This is a genomic window from Gemmatimonadaceae bacterium (assembly GCA_020846935.1).
Lineage (GTDB): Bacteria > Gemmatimonadota > Gemmatimonadetes > Gemmatimonadales > Gemmatimonadaceae > RBC101.
In genome coordinates, this window is record JADLCY010000005.1 from 61,287 (window position 1) to 79,379 (window position 18,093).

At 68.3% G+C, this 18,093-nt stretch carries 14 protein-coding genes; 13 read left to right on the forward strand and 1 reads right to left on the reverse strand.

Going from position 1 to position 18,093, the window contains the following annotated elements:
- The first annotated feature begins 12 nt into the window (after nt 1-12).
- From IT361_07045 to IT361_07065, 5 genes are all read left to right on the forward strand, one after another.
- Nucleotides 13-1,032, forward strand: coding sequence for a hypothetical protein (locus IT361_07045; protein ID MCC6317437.1), 1,020 nt, complete (start codon nt 13-15; stop codon nt 1,030-1,032).
- Entirely contained in the window at nt 1,029-2,621 is a 1,593-nt protein-coding gene (locus IT361_07050) for a D-aminoacylase (protein ID MCC6317438.1), read from the forward strand. Before IT361_07045 ends, IT361_07050 begins: the two co-directional genes overlap by 4 nt.
- Before the next feature lie 229 nt (nt 2,622-2,850).
- The gene (locus IT361_07055; GenBank protein MCC6317439.1) at nt 2,851-3,318 is read left to right on the forward strand and encodes a (2Fe-2S)-binding protein; all 468 of its coding nucleotides are present in this window, start codon (nt 2,851-2,853) and stop codon (nt 3,316-3,318) included.
- 13 nt (nt 3,319-3,331) lie between these two features.
- Nucleotides 3,332-5,674: a molybdopterin-dependent oxidoreductase gene (locus tag IT361_07060; GenBank protein MCC6317440.1), complete on the forward strand. Its 2,343-nt coding sequence runs from the start codon at nt 3,332-3,334 to the stop codon at nt 5,672-5,674.
- A gap of 1 nt (nt 5,675) precedes the next feature.
- Nucleotides 5,676-6,527 carry a xanthine dehydrogenase family protein subunit M gene (locus IT361_07065; GenBank protein MCC6317441.1) on the forward strand — a complete coding sequence of 284 codons (852 nt, stop codon included), beginning with the start codon at nt 5,676-5,678 and terminating at the stop codon, nt 6,525-6,527.
- A 292-nt stretch (nt 6,528-6,819) separates the two neighbouring features.
- Here the strand turns inward: IT361_07065 and IT361_07070 are convergent, their stop codons facing one another.
- On the reverse strand, nt 6,820-8,022 hold the full coding sequence (locus IT361_07070) for a porin (GenBank protein ID MCC6317442.1): 1,203 nt from the start codon (nt 8,020-8,022) through the stop codon (nt 6,820-6,822).
- A 224-nt stretch (nt 8,023-8,246) separates the two neighbouring features.
- On the opposite strand from IT361_07070, the gene IT361_07075 reads away from it, so the two are divergent.
- The 8 genes from IT361_07075 to IT361_07110 all read left to right on the forward strand — a co-directional run bounded on the left by IT361_07075 (nt 8,247) and on the right by IT361_07110 (nt 18,085).
- The gene (locus IT361_07075) at nt 8,247-9,104 is read left to right on the forward strand and encodes a MoxR family ATPase (GenBank protein ID MCC6317443.1); all 858 of its coding nucleotides are present in this window, start codon (nt 8,247-8,249) and stop codon (nt 9,102-9,104) included.
- Nucleotides 9,101-10,246: a VWA domain-containing protein gene (locus tag IT361_07080; protein ID MCC6317444.1), complete on the forward strand. Its 1,146-nt coding sequence runs from the start codon at nt 9,101-9,103 to the stop codon at nt 10,244-10,246. Before IT361_07075 ends, IT361_07080 begins: the two co-directional genes overlap by 4 nt.
- Before the next feature lie 300 nt (nt 10,247-10,546).
- On the forward strand, nt 10,547-11,614 hold the full coding sequence (locus IT361_07085) for an XdhC family protein (protein ID MCC6317445.1): 1,068 nt from the start codon (nt 10,547-10,549) through the stop codon (nt 11,612-11,614).
- Nucleotides 11,611-12,651, forward strand: a complete 1,041-nt coding sequence (locus IT361_07090) for a hypothetical protein (GenBank protein ID MCC6317446.1) — start codon at nt 11,611-11,613, stop codon at nt 12,649-12,651. Before IT361_07085 ends, IT361_07090 begins: the two co-directional genes overlap by 4 nt.
- A 2-nt stretch (nt 12,652-12,653) precedes the next feature.
- On the forward strand, nt 12,654-13,046 hold the full coding sequence (locus IT361_07095; protein ID MCC6317447.1) for an iron-sulfur cluster assembly scaffold protein: 393 nt from the start codon (nt 12,654-12,656) through the stop codon (nt 13,044-13,046).
- On the forward strand, nt 13,043-13,621 hold the full coding sequence (locus IT361_07100) for a nucleotidyltransferase family protein (GenBank protein MCC6317448.1): 579 nt from the start codon (nt 13,043-13,045) through the stop codon (nt 13,619-13,621). The genes IT361_07095 and IT361_07100 overlap by 4 nt, the downstream gene beginning before the upstream one ends.
- Nucleotides 13,622-13,687: 66 nt before the next feature.
- On the forward strand, nt 13,688-15,004 hold the full coding sequence (locus IT361_07105) for an amino acid permease (GenBank protein ID MCC6317449.1): 1,317 nt from the start codon (nt 13,688-13,690) through the stop codon (nt 15,002-15,004).
- A 75-nt stretch (nt 15,005-15,079) separates the two neighbouring features.
- Nucleotides 15,080-18,085, forward strand: a complete 3,006-nt coding sequence (locus IT361_07110) for a TonB-dependent receptor (GenBank protein MCC6317450.1) — start codon at nt 15,080-15,082, stop codon at nt 18,083-18,085.
- The last annotated feature ends 8 nt before the right edge of the window (nt 18,086-18,093 follow it).

An 18,093-nucleotide genomic window follows, 5' to 3' on the forward strand; every position in this document is an offset into this window, starting at 1 on the left:
GCCCGCGGCGCGATGCGCATTCCCTTTCTCTCGCGGCCCCGGCGGGTGTTTCCGGCGGCGCGGTCCTTCCCGTTCATCGAGCTGGTTGGCGGGGAGTCGCGGGTGCTCGTACTTCCCACGTTAGGCGGGAAGATCGCCGAGTTGTGGATGGCCGGGCGGCAGTGGCTCTGGGAGAACCCCGTGATCCCGCTGTCGGCCGGCATCGACGGGGAGTCGTACGTGGAGACCGCGGATACCGGCGGCATGGACGACTGCGTGCCGAGCATCGGCGCGTGTCGCGTGCCGGGGTGGGTGCGGACCTTCGGGGGAACGGAGATCCCGGAACACGGTGAGCTGTGGTCCAGGGAGCCGGTCGTCGACGTGCGGACGAGCGCGGCGGGGCAGTTGGTCCGCTGTTCTTGGGAGAGCCAGCGTCTCCCCTACCGATTCGAGCGGGAGATCCGCGTCGATGCGGCGGGGCTCGTGCATTTCGCGTACGCCATGCATAACGACAGCGAGGAGCGCATGCCGTTCGTGTGGGCGGCGTACCCGTTGTTTCCGCTCACGGACGACACTCGGCTGGTGTTGCCCGACGGTGCGCGGCTTCGCGTCTATGCGCGGCACGGCATCGACCTGGGCGAAGTCCGGTCCGAACATCGTTGGCCCCTCGTCCGCGGCGGAGGCAAGGCGCACGACTTCACGCACCCCGCCGGTGTGGCGCGAAAGTACGCGTGCAAGCTGTTCCTCGACGTCGTCGAAGGCGGCGTGTCGATCAGGGAAGCGGGCCACGAGCTGCGCTTCACGTGGGATCCGGGCGAGATCCCGCACCTTGGGCTGTGGATCAACAAGAAGGGCTGGACGCCCTTTCGCGACGAAGAACCGTACCTGAACCTCGGCGTGCATCCCGGGATCGGCGCGCCGGACACCATCGTGGAGGCACTCGGCGACTGGAAGAGCGCCGCGTGGCTGGACCCCGGTCGCACGCGGCGCTGGTCGTTCCGGTTGGCAGCCAGCCGCGTGGTCACCCAGGAATCGGACGGCATCGACTCATGAACCACAGGTGGATGTGCATCCTCGGCGCCGTGTGCGTGGCGCTGACTGGAGCCCGGGTGGGCGCCCAGGCATGGGACCTCGTGATACGGGGAGGGACGGTCATCGACGGCTCCGGACGGGCGAGGTTCCGCGCCGACGTCGCCGTGCGGAGCGGGCGCATCGTGCGCGTGTCGCGGATCCCGCTCCGGTCGAGCGATGCCAGGAAGGTGATCGACGCGACCGGGCAGATCGTGGCACCCGGATTCATCGACCTGCACGCGCATCTCGAGCCGCTGCTGCAGTTGCCTGGCGCGGAGAGCCACGTGCGGCAGGGCGTGACGCTTGCGTTGGGCGGGCCGGACGGAAGCGGGCCCTTTCCGCTGGCCGCGTATTTCGACAGCGTGACGCGAAGCGGAATCGGGATGAACGTGGCGTACCTCGTGGGGCACAATGAGGTGCGTCGGCGAGTGATGGGCACGGCGGACCGCGCCCCGACGGCCGCCGAGCTGAAAGACATGCAGCGCCTCGTGGCCCAGGGCATGCGCGACGGAGCGTTTGGCCTCAGCACCGGGCTGCGATACGTGCCCGGGTTCTATTCAAAGACCGACGAAGTCGTGGCCCTTGCGCGCACCGCGGCGGAGGCCGGCGGCATCTATACGTCGCATCTCCGTGAGGAGGGACGCGGTCTGCTCGACGGCGTCGGCGAGGCCATTGCGATCGCCCGTCGTGCGCGGATTCCGGTGGTGCTGACGCACCACAAGGCCGTCGGGCAGGCGGCGTGGGGCCAGAGTCGAACCACACTCGCGATGGTCGACTCGGCGCGACGTCGAGGGCTCGACGTCATGATCGACCAGTATCCCTACACCGCCAGTTCGACGTCGCTGTCCGTGCTCATCCCGCCGTGGGCGCTCGCGGACGGCGACTCCGCGTTCGCGCGTCGGGTGCGGGATCCCGTGCTGCGCGACAGCATCGAGCGCGGAATCGTGGACCTGATTCTGAATGATCGCGGCGGTGGCGACCTGCGCCGCGTGCAGTTTGCGAGGGTGTCGTGGATGCCCGAGCTCGAGGGCAAGACGCTGTACGACTGGGCGGTGATGCGCGGGGTGGATACTGCGGCGGCCAAGGGGGCGCCGCTCGTGATCGACGGGCAGCTGCGCGGCGGCGCGTCCATGATCTTTCACGTGATCGACGAGAACGACGTGCGGCGGATCATGCAGCACCCACAGACGATGATTGCGTCGGACGGCCGGCTCTCGAGGCCTGGTGACGGCAGGCCGCACCCGCGGTCCTACGGCACGTTCCCGCGCGTGCTTGGGCGCTACGTACGCGAGCTCGAGCTGCTGACGCTCGAACAGGCGGTGAACAAGATGACTGGCATGCCGGCAAGACGGCTTCGCCTCATCGATCGCGGGGTCATTCGCGAGGGCGCTTGGGCGGACGTGGTCGTATTCGACCCGCGAACCGTCACCGATCGCTCGACGTTCGAGGACCCGCATCAGTATCCGGGCGGCATCAGTCACGTGCTGGTGAACGGCGTGCCGATGGTGGAGCAGGGGGCCTGGACGGACCGGCGCCCGGGCCAGGTCGTGCGCCGCCCGCGCACGCGCTAAGGCGCCCGGCCGGACCGGGACGTCGCCCAGGCGTGCCGGCGCTCTGGTGGCGCGCGCGTTCGGCATGTTGGAACCGTCCCCGCAGCTCGTGCCACGTCGGTTGCCGGTTGCCCGCCAGCGTGCGGCATGTCTGCGCGATGCACGCGCCTTGCTTGACCCCTTCGTGCACCCGGTGCACACTAGCTCCCCCAGCACATGTCGGCGCGAAGCGCCATATCGGGAGCGGGCCATGACACAGATCCAGGTAACGGTGAACGGTCGCGTGGTCGCGCGCGACGTGGAGCCGCGAACGTTGCTCGTGCACTTTCTGCGCGAGGCGGCGGGCCTCACCGGGACGCACGTCGGGTGCGACACCAGTCAGTGCGGCGCGTGCACGGTGCACCTCGACGGTCGTGGCGTGAAGTCATGCACCGTACTTGCCGTGCAGGCGGACGGATCGCACGTGACCACGATCGAAGGCCTGGGAAACGGCGCGATGCACGCGTTGCAGGTGGCGTTTCGCGAGGAACACGGCCTGCAGTGCGGTTTTTGTACGCCCGGGATGATCATGAGCGCGGCCGACCTGCTCTCGCGCAACCCGAACCCGTCGGAAGACGAGATCCGGCGCGCCCTCGAGGGCAACCTGTGCCGCTGCACCGGCTACCACAACATCGTCAGAGCGGTGCAGCATGCCGCCCGGTCGATGGCCACTGCCTGACGAGGAGCCTCCCATGATTGGCGAGAGCGTCAAGCGCAAGGAAGACGGTCGGTTCATCACCGGCAAGGGGCGGTACACGGACGACATCACGCTCACCGGGCAGACGTACGCGGCGTTTGTGCGCAGCCCGTACGCCCATGCGAGGATCACGCGCATCGACGCGGCCGCCGCGCGGGCGATGCCCGGCGTTCACGCCGTGTTCACCGGCGCCGACCTCAAGGCCGGCGGTGTGAACCCGCTGCCCGTGGGCTGGCTGCACGAGGGCATCCAGATCGCGGAGCATCACGCCATGGCGGTGGGCGTGGCCAGGTTTGCCGGCGAGGCGGTGGCGGTGGTGATCGCCGATTCGGCGGTCCTCGCCCGCGATGCTGCCGACGCCGTGCAGGTCGACTACGAGGAGCTGCCCGCGGTGGCAGCAGCCGTCGCAGCGCTGGCGAGCGGTGCGCCGCAGCTGCATGCCAACGCTGGCGGCAACGTCGCCTTCACCTGGCAACTCGGCGACGCCCCGGGCACCGACGCCGCGATCGCCGGCGCGAAGACGGTGGTGAAGCAGCATCTCGTGAATCAGCGCCTGATCCCCAACGCCATCGAGCCCCGGGCGTGCAACGCGAGCTATGACGCCGCCAACGACGAGATGACGCTTTACGTCACCTCGCAGAATCCGCACGTGCATCGGCTGATCATGGGCGCGTTCGTGCTCGGCATTCCGGAGCAGCGATTCCGCGTGGTGGCACCGGACGTCGGCGGCGGCTTTGGCTCGAAGATCTTCATCTACCCCGAGGAGGTCGTGGCCTGCTTCGCGTCGAAGCAGATCGGGCGGCCGGTCAAGTGGACGGCCACGCGGACCGAGGCGTTCCTGTCCGACGCACACGGTCGCGACCACGACACCGACGTGGAGATGGCCTTCGACGCCGCAGGGAAGATCGTCGCGTTGCGGGTGAAGACGGTCGCGAACATGGGGGCGTACTTCTCGCTCTTTGCGCCCGCGGTGCCCACGTACCTCTACGGCACGCTGCTCTCGGGTCAGTACGACATTCCCGTGATCCACGTACATGTGACGGCGGCCTACACCAACACCGCGCCGGTTGACGCCTACCGCGGGGCAGGGCGCCCCGAGGCGACGTATGCCCTCGAACGGACGCTCGACGTCGCGGCGCGCACGCTGGGGGTCGATCCGGCGGAGCTGCGACGTCGCAACTTCATTGCGCCGTCCAAGTTTCCGTACCAGACGGCCGTGGCGCTGCAGTACGACTCCGGCAACTACGAGCCCGCGCTCGATCGCGCGCTCGCGATGGTGGATTACAAGGGCCTGCGGGCGAAGCAGGCCGCGGCGCGCGCCCAGGGCCGGTACATCGGCATCGGCCTGTCGTCCTACATCGAGGCCTGCGGGCTGGCGCCATCGCACGTGGTCGGCTCGTTAGGTGCGCAGGCCGGACTCTTCGAGTCGGGCGCCATCCGGGTCCACCCCACGGGGAAGGTCACCGTGCTCACGGGATCGCACTCACACGGTCAGGGGCACGAGACGACGTTCGCCCAGCTGGTGGCCCACGAGCTGGGGTGCTCGATCGACGATGTCGATGTGGTGCATGGCGATACGGCCCGCGTTCCCTTTGGGATGGGCACGTACGGCTCGCGCTCGGGCGCGGTAGGCGGCACGGCGCTCTGGATGTCGCTGCAGAAGGTGAAGGACAAGGGGCGACTGATCGCCGCGCACCAGCTCGAGGCGGCGCCGGAGGATCTGGAGTTCGCGAACGGCGCCTGGTCCGTGAAGGGCTCGCCCGGTCGCTCGAAGGCGTTTGGTGAGATCGCGCTCGCCGCCTATCTCGCGCACAACATCCCGGCCGACATGGAGCCCGGGTTGGACGCCACGTCGTTCTTCAATCCGTCCAACTTCGTCTTTCCCTTCGGCACGCACATCGCCGTGGTCGAAGTGCACGCGGACACGGGTGTCGTTGATGTCGTGAAGTACGTGGCGGTCGACGACTTCGGCAACGTCATCAATCCGATGATCGTCGACGGCCAGCTGCACGGCGGCATCGCTCAGGGCGTTGCACAGGCCCTGTGGGAACACGGGGCGTACGACGACACCGGCCAGCTCAACGCCGGCTCGTTCATGACCTATGCGATGCCCAGGGCCGAGTTCCTGCCGATGTTCGAGACCGATCGCACGGTGACACCGTCGCCGGTGAATCCGCTGGGCGTCAAAGGCGCCGGAGAAGCGGGGACGATCGCGTCCACGGCGGCCACGGCCAACGCGGTGATCGATGCGCTGTCGCCGTTTGGCATCACGCACCTCGACATGCCACTCACCGCCGCGAAAGTCTGGGCGGCGATGCAGTCACGGGGAGGCCACTGAGATGTATCCCGCATCCTTCGAGTACCATCGTGCAGCTTCGGTCGACGAAGCGCTCACGCTGCTCGCGACATACGGCGACGACGCCAAGGTGCTTGCCGGAGGGCATTCCCTCCTTCCGGTACTCAGGCTCCGATTCGCCTCGCCCGGTCATCTGATCGACATCGGGCGCATCGGCGCGCTCGCCGGTATCAAGGATGGCCCGACCGCAATCACCATCGGGGCCACGACGCGACACGCTGACGTGGCGGCGTCCACGACCATCGCGGCGAAGGCGCCGCTCGTGGCCGAAGCGGCGGCGCTGATCGGCGATCCCAAGGTGCGCAACATGGGAACCATTGGTGGCTCCCTCTCGCACGCCGATCCCGGCGCCGACCTGCCCGCGGCGATGGTCGCCGTTGGCGCAACCTTTACACTCACCGGCAAGGGAGGGCAGCGCACCGTGGGCGCCGACGAGTTCTTCGTCGACGTGTTCCAGACGGCGATGCGACCCGGCGAGATCCTGACCGCGGTCTCGATCCCGGTGCTGGCGAAGGGGACGGGGAGCGCGTACGAGAAGCACCCCGATCCAGCCTCAGGCTACGCGCTGGTCGGCGTGGCTGCCGTGCTCACCACGAGTGGAGGCAAGGTCACTGCGGCGCGCGTGGCGATGACGGGCCTCGTGCCACGGGCCACCAGGCTTGTCGGCGTCGAGGCAGCCCTCAGCGGTGGAGCAAGTGTCGAGGTCGCCGCCGCGAAGGCGATCGACGGTATGACCTACACAGATGATGCCGCCGGTAGCGCGGCCTACAAGGCGAACCTGGCCTCGGTGTTCACGCGCCGCGCTCTCGCACGCGCCCTCACGCGTGCGGGATGAGCCGACCTCGAGGTAGTCCAGCCTCGCTTGCAGGTCACGCGCCCTCGCGCGCGGAATCAGCGGTGGTATCCTCGCCATCGGTCGTGACACGCGCCACGCGCCCTCGCGCGCGCGATCAGCGCTGGCGAGGCTGCCGCGCGAGATAGACGAGGGTTCTTGCTGGCTGTACCAGGCGTATCGAGGGGTTGGGGCGCTCCCCGGCACGCCGGAGTCCGGGATCGCAGGCGCGGCCCAACGGAACAACAACTGCCGTGACCGGGCGAGGATCACTCACGCCCTGTCCCTCTCAGAGTCAGTAGTTGATCTGCGCCTGCAGCCGGAGAAAGCCGCCCTGCTGTCGGCTCGGCGTTGCGAGCCCGCCATCGTCGTACACGCGGCTCGCGCGCGCGTACTCCGCCGTGAGCTCGAATGCAGGTGTCGGAAGCCACTCCACTCCGCCCTCGAACTCGTGCACCTCATGGTGCCTGGCGTCCAGTTCGAGCTTCTTGCCGCCCGTGTAGTACTGGGCACGAGCGAACGGCTGGATCACCTGGCCGCGCGTTCGCCACCGATACATCGCTTGCACGAACCCGCCATGCAGGCGGCGCACCTCGATGCTCCCCATGGACCGCTCGTACTCCGGCCCCTCGCCCCAGGTCCACTCGGCGGCCACCCCGAGTGGTTGCCCGTACCAGTGTGCGGCAAGCGCAAGCCGCTGATCGGAGTATTCAGGTGCTGCGCTCACACCCGGTGTTCGCGATGGCAGGACGAAGCGTCCATGGTACCCCGAGATGCCCAGCTCGACGAAGTGCCCGCTCGTCAGGCGGAACGGATAGGAGACGCGCGCGACGACGTGCGGCGAGTTGTTGGCTTCGGGGCGATTCGCCGTCTGGCCGTTCATGAGTCCGACGCCAACGATGCCATAGTCACCCGACCCCTTGAGCCCACTGTCGATCAGCACGCGAAACGTGCGACGCGCCGCACTCGTGGCCCAGTAATAGAAGACGCCGATGTCGCGCTCGTTGGGGACCGCGCTGTTTAGCGCGTCGCTCCGGTCGAGGGGCAAGCGGTTCTGGCTCGACTGAAGGTTCTCGAACCCGAACGGCACCTTGCTCTGCCCGAGCCGCACGCGATGCTCCCGCCTGGCGTCGAGGAACACGTCGAAGTACGCGTCGCGCAGCTGAAGGTAGTGGCTGGCTCCGGCGGCATCCGAGGCGTAGTCCGGCTGGACATGGACCGAGAGCCGGCTGGTGACATCGCCCGAGAGCACGAGGCGTCCGCGTCGGAGGAAGAAGCCGCCATTGCGCCCGATGGACCGGTCGCACTGCGAACACGTGAGATCCGCGTTGGTCTCGAGCAGGCGGTTGTATCGGAACTGGGCGTACCCGCGGAGGGACAGCCGCTCGTACCACGGCCGCGGCGCCGGTGACGGGCTGGCCGACTGGGCGTGGGACGACGCCGGGAACAGGGTCAGGCCGAGGAGCCCCGGCAGCAAGAGGGCGAAGAGACGGTTCATGTATGGACTCCGGAGGAGTGCCACCACGGACGGCCATGGCGGCACTGCGGTGCGTCGCCGTTACAATCGCCAGGGAAATGTGTTAGAGATGCAATCAGACCCAAGGGCCGTACCGCGTGCGTGACGGACTCGTTACACCTCCAGTGCCGTCGCTGCGCGCTGCAACCGCGCCTCATCCAGGAGACATCGGAGTGAACGAGCGCATCCACGAGATTCAGCGCGTGATGGAAGCGGAGTCGTATGTCACGGACCGTGACGTGGCGACGGCGGTGTACCTCGCCACGGCGCTGCAGAAGCCGCTGCTCGTGGAGGGCCACCCTGGCGTCGGCAAGACCGACATCGCCAAGGTGCTCGCCCGCGTACTCGCCACCGACCTGATTCGCCTGCAATGCTACGAAGGCCTCGACGCGACGAGCGCCCTGTACGAGTGGAACTATCCCCGACAGCTGCTGCACCTCCGGCTCGACGAACACTCGACGGCGCCCCTGGCCGAGCGCGAGCGCACGCTGTTCAGCGAAGCGTTTCTCCTCAAGCGCCCGCTGCTCGCGGCAATCACGCACCCGGGAACGGCGCCAGTGTTGCTCATCGACGAGGTCGATCGCGCCGACGAAGAGTTCGAGGCCTTCCTCCTCGAGATCCTCTCGGACTTTCAGGTCACCATTCCGGAGCTTGGCACGATCACCGCGACCGCGCGGCCGGTCGTCGTGCTGACGTCGAATCGCACGCGCGACCTTTCCGAGGCACTCCGGCGGCGGTGTCTGTATCTGTGGATCGGCTATCCGTCGTTCGAGAAGGAGATGCAGATCGTGCGCACGCGCGTCCCCGGCATCTCCGAGCGGCTCGCCCGCGAACTCACGGCGTTCCTCCAGTCGCTGCGTCGCATGCGCCTGGAGAAAGTGCCAGGCATCGCCGAGTCTCTCGACTGGGCGATGGCCCTCGTCACGCTGCACGCGTCGCAGCTCGACGACGCGCTCATTCGCGCCACCATGGGGTGCGTGCTCAAGGATGAACGCGACTTCCGCGCGCTGGAGGGTGAACTCGATGCCGGTCACCTCCCCGCGATGCTGAGCATCGCCGGATGACTTCTTCGCACGCAGAACCGCCTGACCTCGCCGCGGCCGTGGTGCGACTCGTCAGGCAGCTGCGCGCGCGTGGCGCTCGCACCACCACCGGCAGCTCCGTCGAGGCCCTGCGCACGCTTGGCGTCGTGGACCTGCTCGATCGTGATGAGGTGCGACGCGCCTTGCGCATCGTGCTGGTGACGCGGCCGGAGGATCTTGATCTCTTCGACGAGGTCTTCGACCGGGCCTGGGAGCCGTGGACGTCCGCACGAACGGCGGTGAGCGATGCTGAGCCTCGTGCGCAGCCACCCACACCGGCCTCGACGCGCCGGGCACCAGTGACACTGCGCAACTGGATGCGCGTGGGCGACGGCGGCGAAGGTGGCGATGACGTGCCCGTGCGGGCGCCGTCTGACGACGAGCAGCTCGCTTCGCGAGATTTCTCGGCGTGGACGGAATCCGATGTGCAGGCCCTTCGGCGGCTGGCACGACGCATCGCCAGGCGCCTCGCTCGGCGGCGCAGCCGACGGTGGCGCGTGTCGCAGCGCGGACGTGTCGTCGACCTGCGAGGCACGTTGCGTCACGCTGTGCGCACCGCCGGCGAACTGATCCGCGTATACCGCCGGGACCGTCGTATCCGGCGCACGCGCCTCGTGGCCATCTGTGACGTGTCGGGGTCCATGGAGCTCTACTCGCGGTTCCTCCTGCAGTTCCTGCACGCGATGCACCACAGCGTCGCCACGATCGAGTCCTTTGTGTTCTCCACGCGCCTCTCCCGCATCACCGAGCACTTGCGGGGCGCGGCGTACGGCGTCGCGGTGCGGCAACTCGGTCGTGATGTGCACGACTGGTCCGGCGGCACTCGCATCGGCACGGCGATCGAACAGGTCGTGCGCGATCACCATCGGCACCTCACGCGTCGTACCGTCGTGCTGATCCTCAGCGATGGCTGGGATGTTGGCGATCCCGCGGTGCTCGATCGGGCCATGGCCGGGTTGCGGCGCCGCGTCGGGAAGGTCATCTGGCTCAACCCACTGATGGGAGCGCTCGACTACACCCCGGCAACGCGCGGCATGCAGGCCGCGCTCCGCCACGTCGACTTGCTCGCCCCGGCGCACAGCCTGGACGCGCTCGAGCGCCTGGCGCCACGCCTGGCGCCGTGAACGGCGTGGTGTCGCCCTGACGCCGTGCTCTGCGCTGTCATCCGCGCCATCTCCCGCGTGGCGCTCCGCTGGTACGACCGTGACACCACCGTCCGCCGTGTGGCGCGTATGCGGGGACGTGATCCTTGCCGCGCCTCTCACCTTCAACGCTCGGACCAGATCACTCGCGATCCCGCGAGGCTGCCATGTCCCTGTCCCGCTCCCTGACAGGCGGCTGGTTGACATCGGTGCGGTGCGCGTCGTCGCCGAGGCCGCGCACCGCCTGACCGCTGGTCGGATCCTCCAGTAGAATTCGACCTCATGGACGTGCTTCCCCTGCCCACCCGTCGCGCCGCCGTGGCGACCCTCGTCGCGACAGAAGGATCCACGCCGCGCGAGACCGGAGCGCGCATGTGGGTCGATGAGACAGGCGCCATCATCGGGTCGGTCACCATCGGCGGATGCGTCGATGCGCGTGTGATCGAGGCGTCGCAGGAGGTGATCGATGCGGGGGTCTCCCGTGTGGTCGCGATGGCCCTGGGTGACGAGGACGCCTGGGCGCTCGGCATGACGTGCGCGGGCACGGTCGAGGTGCTCATCGAACCCTATCGCCCAGCGCCCGACGTCGATCCGGTCGCCCGATCGCTCACGCGAGCTGGCGAAGCGGTGCGCGCCGGCCGACGACATGCCACCGTGATTCCGCTCGACGGGCATGCCGGGCGGCTCGATGTGTCCGACGCCGGCGACGTGGACGGCACCCTCGGCGATGCGGCGCTCGATCGCGCCGCGATAGACCTCGCGCGCACGCGGCTCGACGAAGGTCGAGCCGGGACGGCGACGCTGGAGACGCCGTCTGGCGGCTGTCGCGTGTTTGTCGACGTACACGCGCCACCGCTCACGCTCGTGGTGTTTGGCGCGACCCACGTGGCCATGCCGCTCGTCGAGATGGCGCGTCCGCTCGGCTGGCGCACCGTGGTCGTCGACGGCCGCGAGCGCTTTGCGACGCGCGAACGGTTTCCCGACGTCGACGCGCTGATCGTCGGGATGCCCTCGGAGATTGCCACGCGGCTTCCCCTGGGCCCCTCATCACTCGTCGTGCTGCTCTCGCACGACTACAAATACGACCTGCCGGTGCTGCAGGCCGTGCTGGCCAGCGATGCGGCGTATGTCGGGTGCCTGGGCAGCGCGCGGCGCGGCAAGGCGATGCTGGAGTTCCTCGCGGCGCAGGGTGTACCGGCCGCGCAGTTGGCGCGGGTGCGCATCCCCGTGGGTCTCGACGTCGGTGCGCGATCCGCGGCGGAAATCGCGTTGAGCGTCCTTGCCGAGGGCCTGGCCGCCGAACGTGGGCGTGCGGGAGGGCCAATGCGTGAGCGGCGACGCGGCGCGTGATCGGCCGCAGAGTCACGCGCGAGACGCTCGACACGGCGCCCCTGGATGGGATGGTGCTCGCGGCGGATGTGCGCGACGGCCATGGACGCGTCGTGCGGGGCAAGGGCGACGTGTTGAGCCATGCCGATCGTGATGTGCTCGCGTCGGCGACGTGGCAGGAACTGCACCTCGTCGTGCTCGAGACCAACGACGTGCACGAGCGAGCGGCCGGAGAGCGCCTGGCTCGGGCGGTGGCGGGATCGGGCGTTGTCGTCGGCGCGTTCTCGGGTGGGCAATGGCCCATACGCGCGACCTCGCGCGGCGTGCTGCAGGTCAACGTCGACTCGCTGTGTTCCGTGAACGAGTCGGCGGAGCTCTCGGTGTATACGCTGTTCGACGGTCAGGTCGTGGAGGCGGGCGAGACCGTCGCGCGAGCCAAGATCATTCCGTTCGCGATTCCCGAGGCGGTCATCGCGTCGGGCGAGTCACGGGCAGCCGCGTCGGGGCCGGTGGTGGCGGTGCGGGCGTTTCAGCCGCGTCGCGTTGCGGCGCTCGTGCAGGAGTCGTTGGGTGCGCGTGCCACCGAGCGGTTCAGGGCTGTGTTTGGCGAGAAGGTACGGTGGTTCGGTGGTGTGATGTCGGATCCCGTGTTCGTCGCACCCGAGGTCGATGTCGTCCGGGGCGCGATGGACGCGCTGCTCGCCGCGCGTCCCGACCTGCTGGTGGTCGCCGGATCCCGGACGATGGACCCGCTGGACCCCGTGTTCGACGCGTTGGTTGCCAGTGGAGCGCGGTTGCTGAGGCGCGGCCTCCCGGCCCACCCCGGCAGCCTGTGCTGGGTGGCGCAGCGCGGAGACACGACCATCATCGGCATGCCCAGTTGCGGCGTCTTCTCGCAAGCGACGATCTTCGACCTGTTATTGACCTGGGTGTTCGCCGGCGTTCCGCTGGACGCGGGCCTGCTCGCCCGCATCGGCCACGGAGGGTTCTTGACGAAGGACATGGCGTTCCGCTTTCCTCCCTATCGTCTGGCCGGCGACCGAGGCGAGGTGGAGTGACCGTGTCCCATCCGTACAGCGCGAGGATCCTCGAGCACTTCCGGCGCCCCCGCAACCAGGGCACGCTGGAGCATGCCTCCGTCTCACAGGAGGGGAGCAATCCGCTCTGTGGCGATCGCGTGCGCGTGGAACTCGCGGTGGAGGGTGACGTCGTGCGTGCCGCGAAGTTTGTCGCCAACGCGTGTGCCGTGTGCGTCGCGTCGGCATCCGTGCTCACCGGTCTCGTGCACGACGCACCGCTCGAGGACGTCGAGTCCCTGACCACGGACGAACTCGTGCGTGCGCTCGATGCGCGGCTCCCTGCCGCGCGTCTCGCCTGCGTGAGCCTTCCCCTGACGGTGTTGCACGCCGGCGTCATGCTCTACCGGCAGCGCACGCGCGAGGCTGCCCCGTGATCGTCGGCATCGTACTGGCGGCGGGGCAGGCCACGCGATTCGGCGCGCCCAAGGTGCTGGAGCGCGTGCGCGGCATCGAACTCGTCAGGCACGTGGTCGATCGCCTGACGGCGGCGGGGATCGTCGATGTACTCGTGATGAGTGGACTGGCAAACGACGGCCTGCATGCGGCGCTCGGCGGATCCGGGGCGAGGGTGGTGCCGGTGCCTGACGCGGCCTCGGGGCTGAGCCACTCGTTGCGCGCGGCGGTGGATGCGCTGCCGGAGACCTGCACCGGCTTTGTCGTGGCGCTGGGCGATCAGCCGTTCATCGATCCTGCGGTCGTCCGCCGATTGCAGGAGACCTGGGAGACCAGCAACGCGGCTGCGGTGGTCCCGGTGTATCGCGACGGCGATCGCGGCAACCCCGTGTTCTTCGACATCACGATGCGACGACACCTGGCAGCGCTCTCGGGGGACCGCGGCGCGCGCGATCTGTTGCGGTCGATGGGCGATCGCGTGGTGCAGGTGTCGATCGACGCCGATGCGCCGCTGGATGTGGACTTGCCCGGGGACCTCGCGCGGCTGGACCGGTAGGCGCCCTCGCGGCCCGAGGTGCCCCGCGGTACGTTCCGCGCCCCTGCCATCTCTGCCTCCCCGCTCATGTCGCTCCGGCGCACGTTAGGCGTCACCGACCTCACGCTACTGGTCATCGGCAATGTCATCGGCTCCGGGATCTTCATCGTCCCGAGCAGCGTCCTGCGCGAGTCCGGATCCGTCACGGCGGCGGCACTCGTGTGGCTCCTCGGTGGCCTGCTCTCGCTCCTCGGCGCGCTCTCCTACGGCGAGCTCGCGTCGATGGAGGGCGGATCGGGAGGACTATATGGATTCATCCGCGATGCCTTCGGTCGATTCCCGGCGTTCCTGTACGGCTGGACGCTGTTCTTCGTGATCGGGGCAGGGACGATCGCCACCCTCGCCGTGGCTGCGGCGGGCTACATGGGGCAGTTCACGACACTGAGTCCGGTCGCGCAGAAGGCGATCGCGGTCGGGCTCATCGGCCTGATGTGCGCGATCAACGTGCGCGGGATGCGCGAGAGCGCGTCGGTGCAGAACGCCGCCACCGGCATCAAGGTCGGCGCGATCCTCGTGATGAGCGTGATCCTCTTCGCGCTGGGCGACGGTGGTGGCGAGGCGGCGGCGGTGAGTGGCGCGTCCGCCGTGAGCTCGGGTGTGTCGCTGAGCGGCGTTGGCCTGGCGACGATCTCTGTGCTCTGGGCATACGAGGGGTGGCAGTACGTGACCTTCACCGATGCGGAGGCGGTTGATCCGCAGCGCTCGCTCCCGCGAGCGATCGCGCTGGGCACCGCGGCGCTCGTCGCGATTTACCTCGTGGCGAACTTTGCGTATCTGGCGGCGCTCGGTCCCGCGCGCGTGGCCGCTTCGGAGCGGGTGGCCGGAGACGCGGTCGCGGCGGTCCTTGGCCCCGCTGCGGGTCGGCTCATCGCGGTCGCGATCATCGTGTCGATGTACAGCGCGGCGCACGCCACCGTCATCACGGCCCCGCGCGTGTACTACGCGATGGCGCGTGATGGTGTGTTCTTTTCTGCGCTTGCCCGGGAGCATCCGACGTTCGGGACGCCGGCACTGGCCATCATCACGTCGTGTGTGTGGGCGATGGTTCTCGCGGTGACCGGCACGTTCGAGCAGCTGCTGACGTATGTCGTGTTCGTCGGCTGGGTGTTCTATGCCGTGGGTGCCGCCGCCGTGATCGCGCTGCGCCGGTCGCGACCGCACGCCGCACGGCCGTTCCGTGTGCCGGGCTATCCGGTCACGCCGGTGCTCTTTGTGCTGGCCGCGGCGGCGATCGTGGGGAACACCATCGTGTCGCAGCCCGGGCGCGCGGCGGTTGGCGTTGGCATGGTGCTGCTGGGCGCGCCCGCCTACGCGATGTGGCGCCGACGCGCCTCGCCGCGGTAACCGGCCCCTAGCGCATTTGCGCGCATGCACGTAGAACTGTATACAAATCGGTGTACCTCTTCGCGTGGAGGTCCAATGAAACACGGTCGTCTGATGGTTCTCGCCCGCCGCGGCGCTCTTGCCCTGGTCGGCTCGTTCGCACTCCCGTTGGCCCTGATCGCCCAGGGCGGCACGATCGCCGGCACGGTGGTCGACGCGCGCACCCTGCGTGGCCTCGATGCCGCACAGGTGCAGGTCGAAGGCGGCACACTCGGCGCGCTCACTGATGCCGCCGGCACGTTCCGCATCGCCGGCGTCCCGGGGGCGCAGGTCACTCTCCAGGTTCGGCGCCTCGGATTCCGGCCGGCCACCATCACGGCGCGCGTCGGCCAAACCGACGTGCGCATCGTGCTCACGGAACAGGTCGCCTCGCTCTCCGAGGTCGTCATCACCGGAACCGCGGAACCAGTGGAGCGGCGCGCCATCGGCAACGCGGTCACCAAGGTCGATGCGGCGTCGATCCAGAACATCGCGCCGTCGCCGGACGTCACGAACATCCTCAACGGCAAGGCGGCCGGCGTGGTCGTGACCCAGGGCTCCGGCGCGGTCGGCTCCGGACCGCGCATCCGAATCCGTGGCGCTGCCTCGCTCTCCCTCAGCGACCAGCCGCTCATCTATGTCGACGGCATCCGCATCGCCAACGACGTCTCCACCGGACCCCGGTCGCAGTTCTTCAGCTCCGGCGTCATCTCGCGCCTCAACGACATCGATCCCGAGAACATCGAAAGCATCGAGGTCATCAAGGGCCCCGCGGCCGCGACGCTCTACGGCACCGAAGCCAACAACGGCGTCATCCAGATCATCACCAAGCGCGGCAAAGCGGGTCGGCCCGTGGTCTCGCTCAACGTCCGGCAGGGCGGCAACTGGTTCAAGGGCGCCGAGGCGCGCATCGGCCAGACGTTCAGGCGCATGCCAGACGGTTCGATCAAGTCCTGGAATCCCGTGGCCATCGATCGTGAGGCGGGCCTCGATCTCTTCCAGACCGGCCTGTCGCAGTCGTACAACCTCGGCCTCAACGGCGGCACCGATGCGGTGCGCTACAACTTCAACGGCTCGTACGACAACGACAAAGGCATCGAGCCGACGAACCACCTGTGGCGCTGGACGGGCGGCGGCAACGTTTCGCTCTCGCCCTACAAGTCGCTCGACATCCAGGCCACGTTCAACACCAACCAGCAGGTGGTGAACGTTCCGCTGGAAGCAGGCGGTGGCATGTGGTTCAGTGCCTATTTCGGTCAGGCGCCGGTCACTGACGCCGAGAAGCTGCGACGCGGGTACTTCTCGGCGCCGCCAGAAGCCTTCTGGGGCGCGTTCAAGCAGTACCAGGCGCTCAAGCGCACGACCGGCAGTCTCCAGTTCAACCACCGCGCCGGAACCTGGCTCACGCAGCGTCTCGTCGTTGGCAACGACCTCACGGGCGAAGACAACGTCAACCAGACGGAGCGGATGGCGCCGTTCTTCCGCCAGTTCTTCGGCAGTCCGGTGGACCAGAACGGCAACAAGTTCACGCGACGTCGCGAACTGGGCGTGACCAGCATCGACTACGCCGGAACGGTGAAGCCCAAACTCTTCGGCGTGCAGACGTCGACGTCGTTCGGCGCCCAGTACTTCCGTCGCCAGACGTACGCGCTCTCGGCGCGCGGCGAAGGCTTTCCGGCGGGCGGTCTGCTGCTGGTGGATGCCGCCGCGGCCACCTTTGGCGGCGAAGACTTCGTCGAGAACTCCACGGTCGGGTTCTACGGACAGGAGCAAGTGAATCTGAACGACCGCATGTACCTCACCGCCGCGCTGCGCGTCGACAACAACTCGGCCTTCGGCGAGGACTTCTCGTGGGTGACGTACCCCAAGGTGTCGGGCACCTGGGTCATCAACGAGGAGCCGTGGTTCAGGCTCGGGCCCGTCAACACACTCAAGCTGCGTGCCGCGTACGGACAGACGGGCCAGCAGCCTGACGTCAACTCGGCGCTGCGCACCTACTCGGCGACCACCGGTGGCGATGGCAATCCGGCCGTGACGCCTCAGTCCCTCGGCAATCCACAGCTCAAGCCCGAGCGCGCCGGCGAGATCGAACTCGGCTTCGATGCCACGATGTTCAGCGAGCGCGTGAGCGCCGAGCTCACGTGGTACCGGCGAGATACAAAGGACGGCATCCTGTTCCGGGACGTGGCGCCGTCGAGCGGTTTCGCCGGACAGCGCGTGGTCAACATCGGCGGGATCCGCAGCGCGGGCATCGAGCTGCAGACGCGCTGGAACGCACTCAGCCGCGATAACCTCAACCTCGATTTCGGGTTCAACATCTCCAACAACACGAACGAGATCACGAGCCTGGGCGACCCCGCGTCGCTGGCGAAGGATCCGAGCGGCGTGCCGTTCATCGCCGTGGGCGCAAACCGCAACATCATCGGCAAGCCGGTGATGTCGTGGTACGATCTCAAGGTGCGCCAGGCGACGTTCAATCAGACCACGAAGCGCGCCGAGGGCCAGCAGTGCGACGACGGCAAGGGCGGGCTGATCAACTGCCTGACCGCGACCGGCCAGCCCAACGCTCCACGGGTGTTCGTCGGACGGTCCGATCCGGCGCTCGAAGGGTCGTTCAACACGACGCTCACGGCGTTCCGGCAGTGGCGCTTCTACGGCCTGGTCGACTTCAAGGGCGGCCATCGCATCCTGAACAACAACGATCGGGCGCGCTGTCAGGTGTTCAATCAGTGCATGGCCAACCTCGAGCCCGAGAAGTACGACCCGACGTTCGTGGCGCAAATCCAGTCGCCGAACATCCTGCGCCACTGGATCTACCAGAAGGGCAAGTTCGCCCGCCTGCGGGAACTGTCATTGAGTTACACGATGGCGCCGTCGCTGGCGCAGCGGGTCGGAGCGCGGGGTGGTTCGCTCACGCTCTCAGGCCGCAACCTCGCCCTGTGGACGCCGTACGGCGGCACAGATCCGGAGAACTTCTTCACGCTGCAGCAGTTCGTGCGGCTCGAGCAGGCGCAGGTGCCGCCGCTGTCGTCGGTGCTGTTCTCCTTCTCTCTCACCTACTGACCGGCGAA

Bases quoted from the DNA above. Each gene is read 5' to 3' on its own strand.
- IT361_07105 (MCC6317449.1), top strand. From the start codon at position 13,688: ATGTCGCTCCGGCGCACGTTAGGCGTCACCGACCTCACGCTACTGGTC.
- IT361_07060 (MCC6317440.1), top strand. From the start codon at position 3,332: ATGATTGGCGAGAGCGTCAAGCGCAAGGAAGACGGTCGGTTCATCACC.
- IT361_07070 (MCC6317442.1), bottom strand. From the start codon at position 8,022: ATGAACCGTCTCTTCGCCCTCTTGCTGCCGGGGCTCCTCGGCCTGACC.
- IT361_07075 (MCC6317443.1), top strand. From the start codon at position 8,247: ATGGAAGCGGAGTCGTATGTCACGGACCGTGACGTGGCGACGGCGGTG.
- IT361_07065 (MCC6317441.1), top strand. From the start codon at position 5,676: ATGTATCCCGCATCCTTCGAGTACCATCGTGCAGCTTCGGTCGACGAA.
- IT361_07045 (MCC6317437.1), top strand. From the start codon at position 13: ATGCGCATTCCCTTTCTCTCGCGGCCCCGGCGGGTGTTTCCGGCGGCG.
- IT361_07050 (MCC6317438.1), top strand. From the start codon at position 1,029: ATGAACCACAGGTGGATGTGCATCCTCGGCGCCGTGTGCGTGGCGCTG.
- IT361_07085 (MCC6317445.1), top strand. From the start codon at position 10,547: ATGGACGTGCTTCCCCTGCCCACCCGTCGCGCCGCCGTGGCGACCCTC.
- IT361_07055 (MCC6317439.1), top strand. From the start codon at position 2,851: ATGACACAGATCCAGGTAACGGTGAACGGTCGCGTGGTCGCGCGCGAC.
- IT361_07080 (MCC6317444.1), top strand. From the start codon at position 9,101: ATGACTTCTTCGCACGCAGAACCGCCTGACCTCGCCGCGGCCGTGGTG.
- IT361_07110 (MCC6317450.1), top strand. From the start codon at position 15,080: ATGAAACACGGTCGTCTGATGGTTCTCGCCCGCCGCGGCGCTCTTGCC.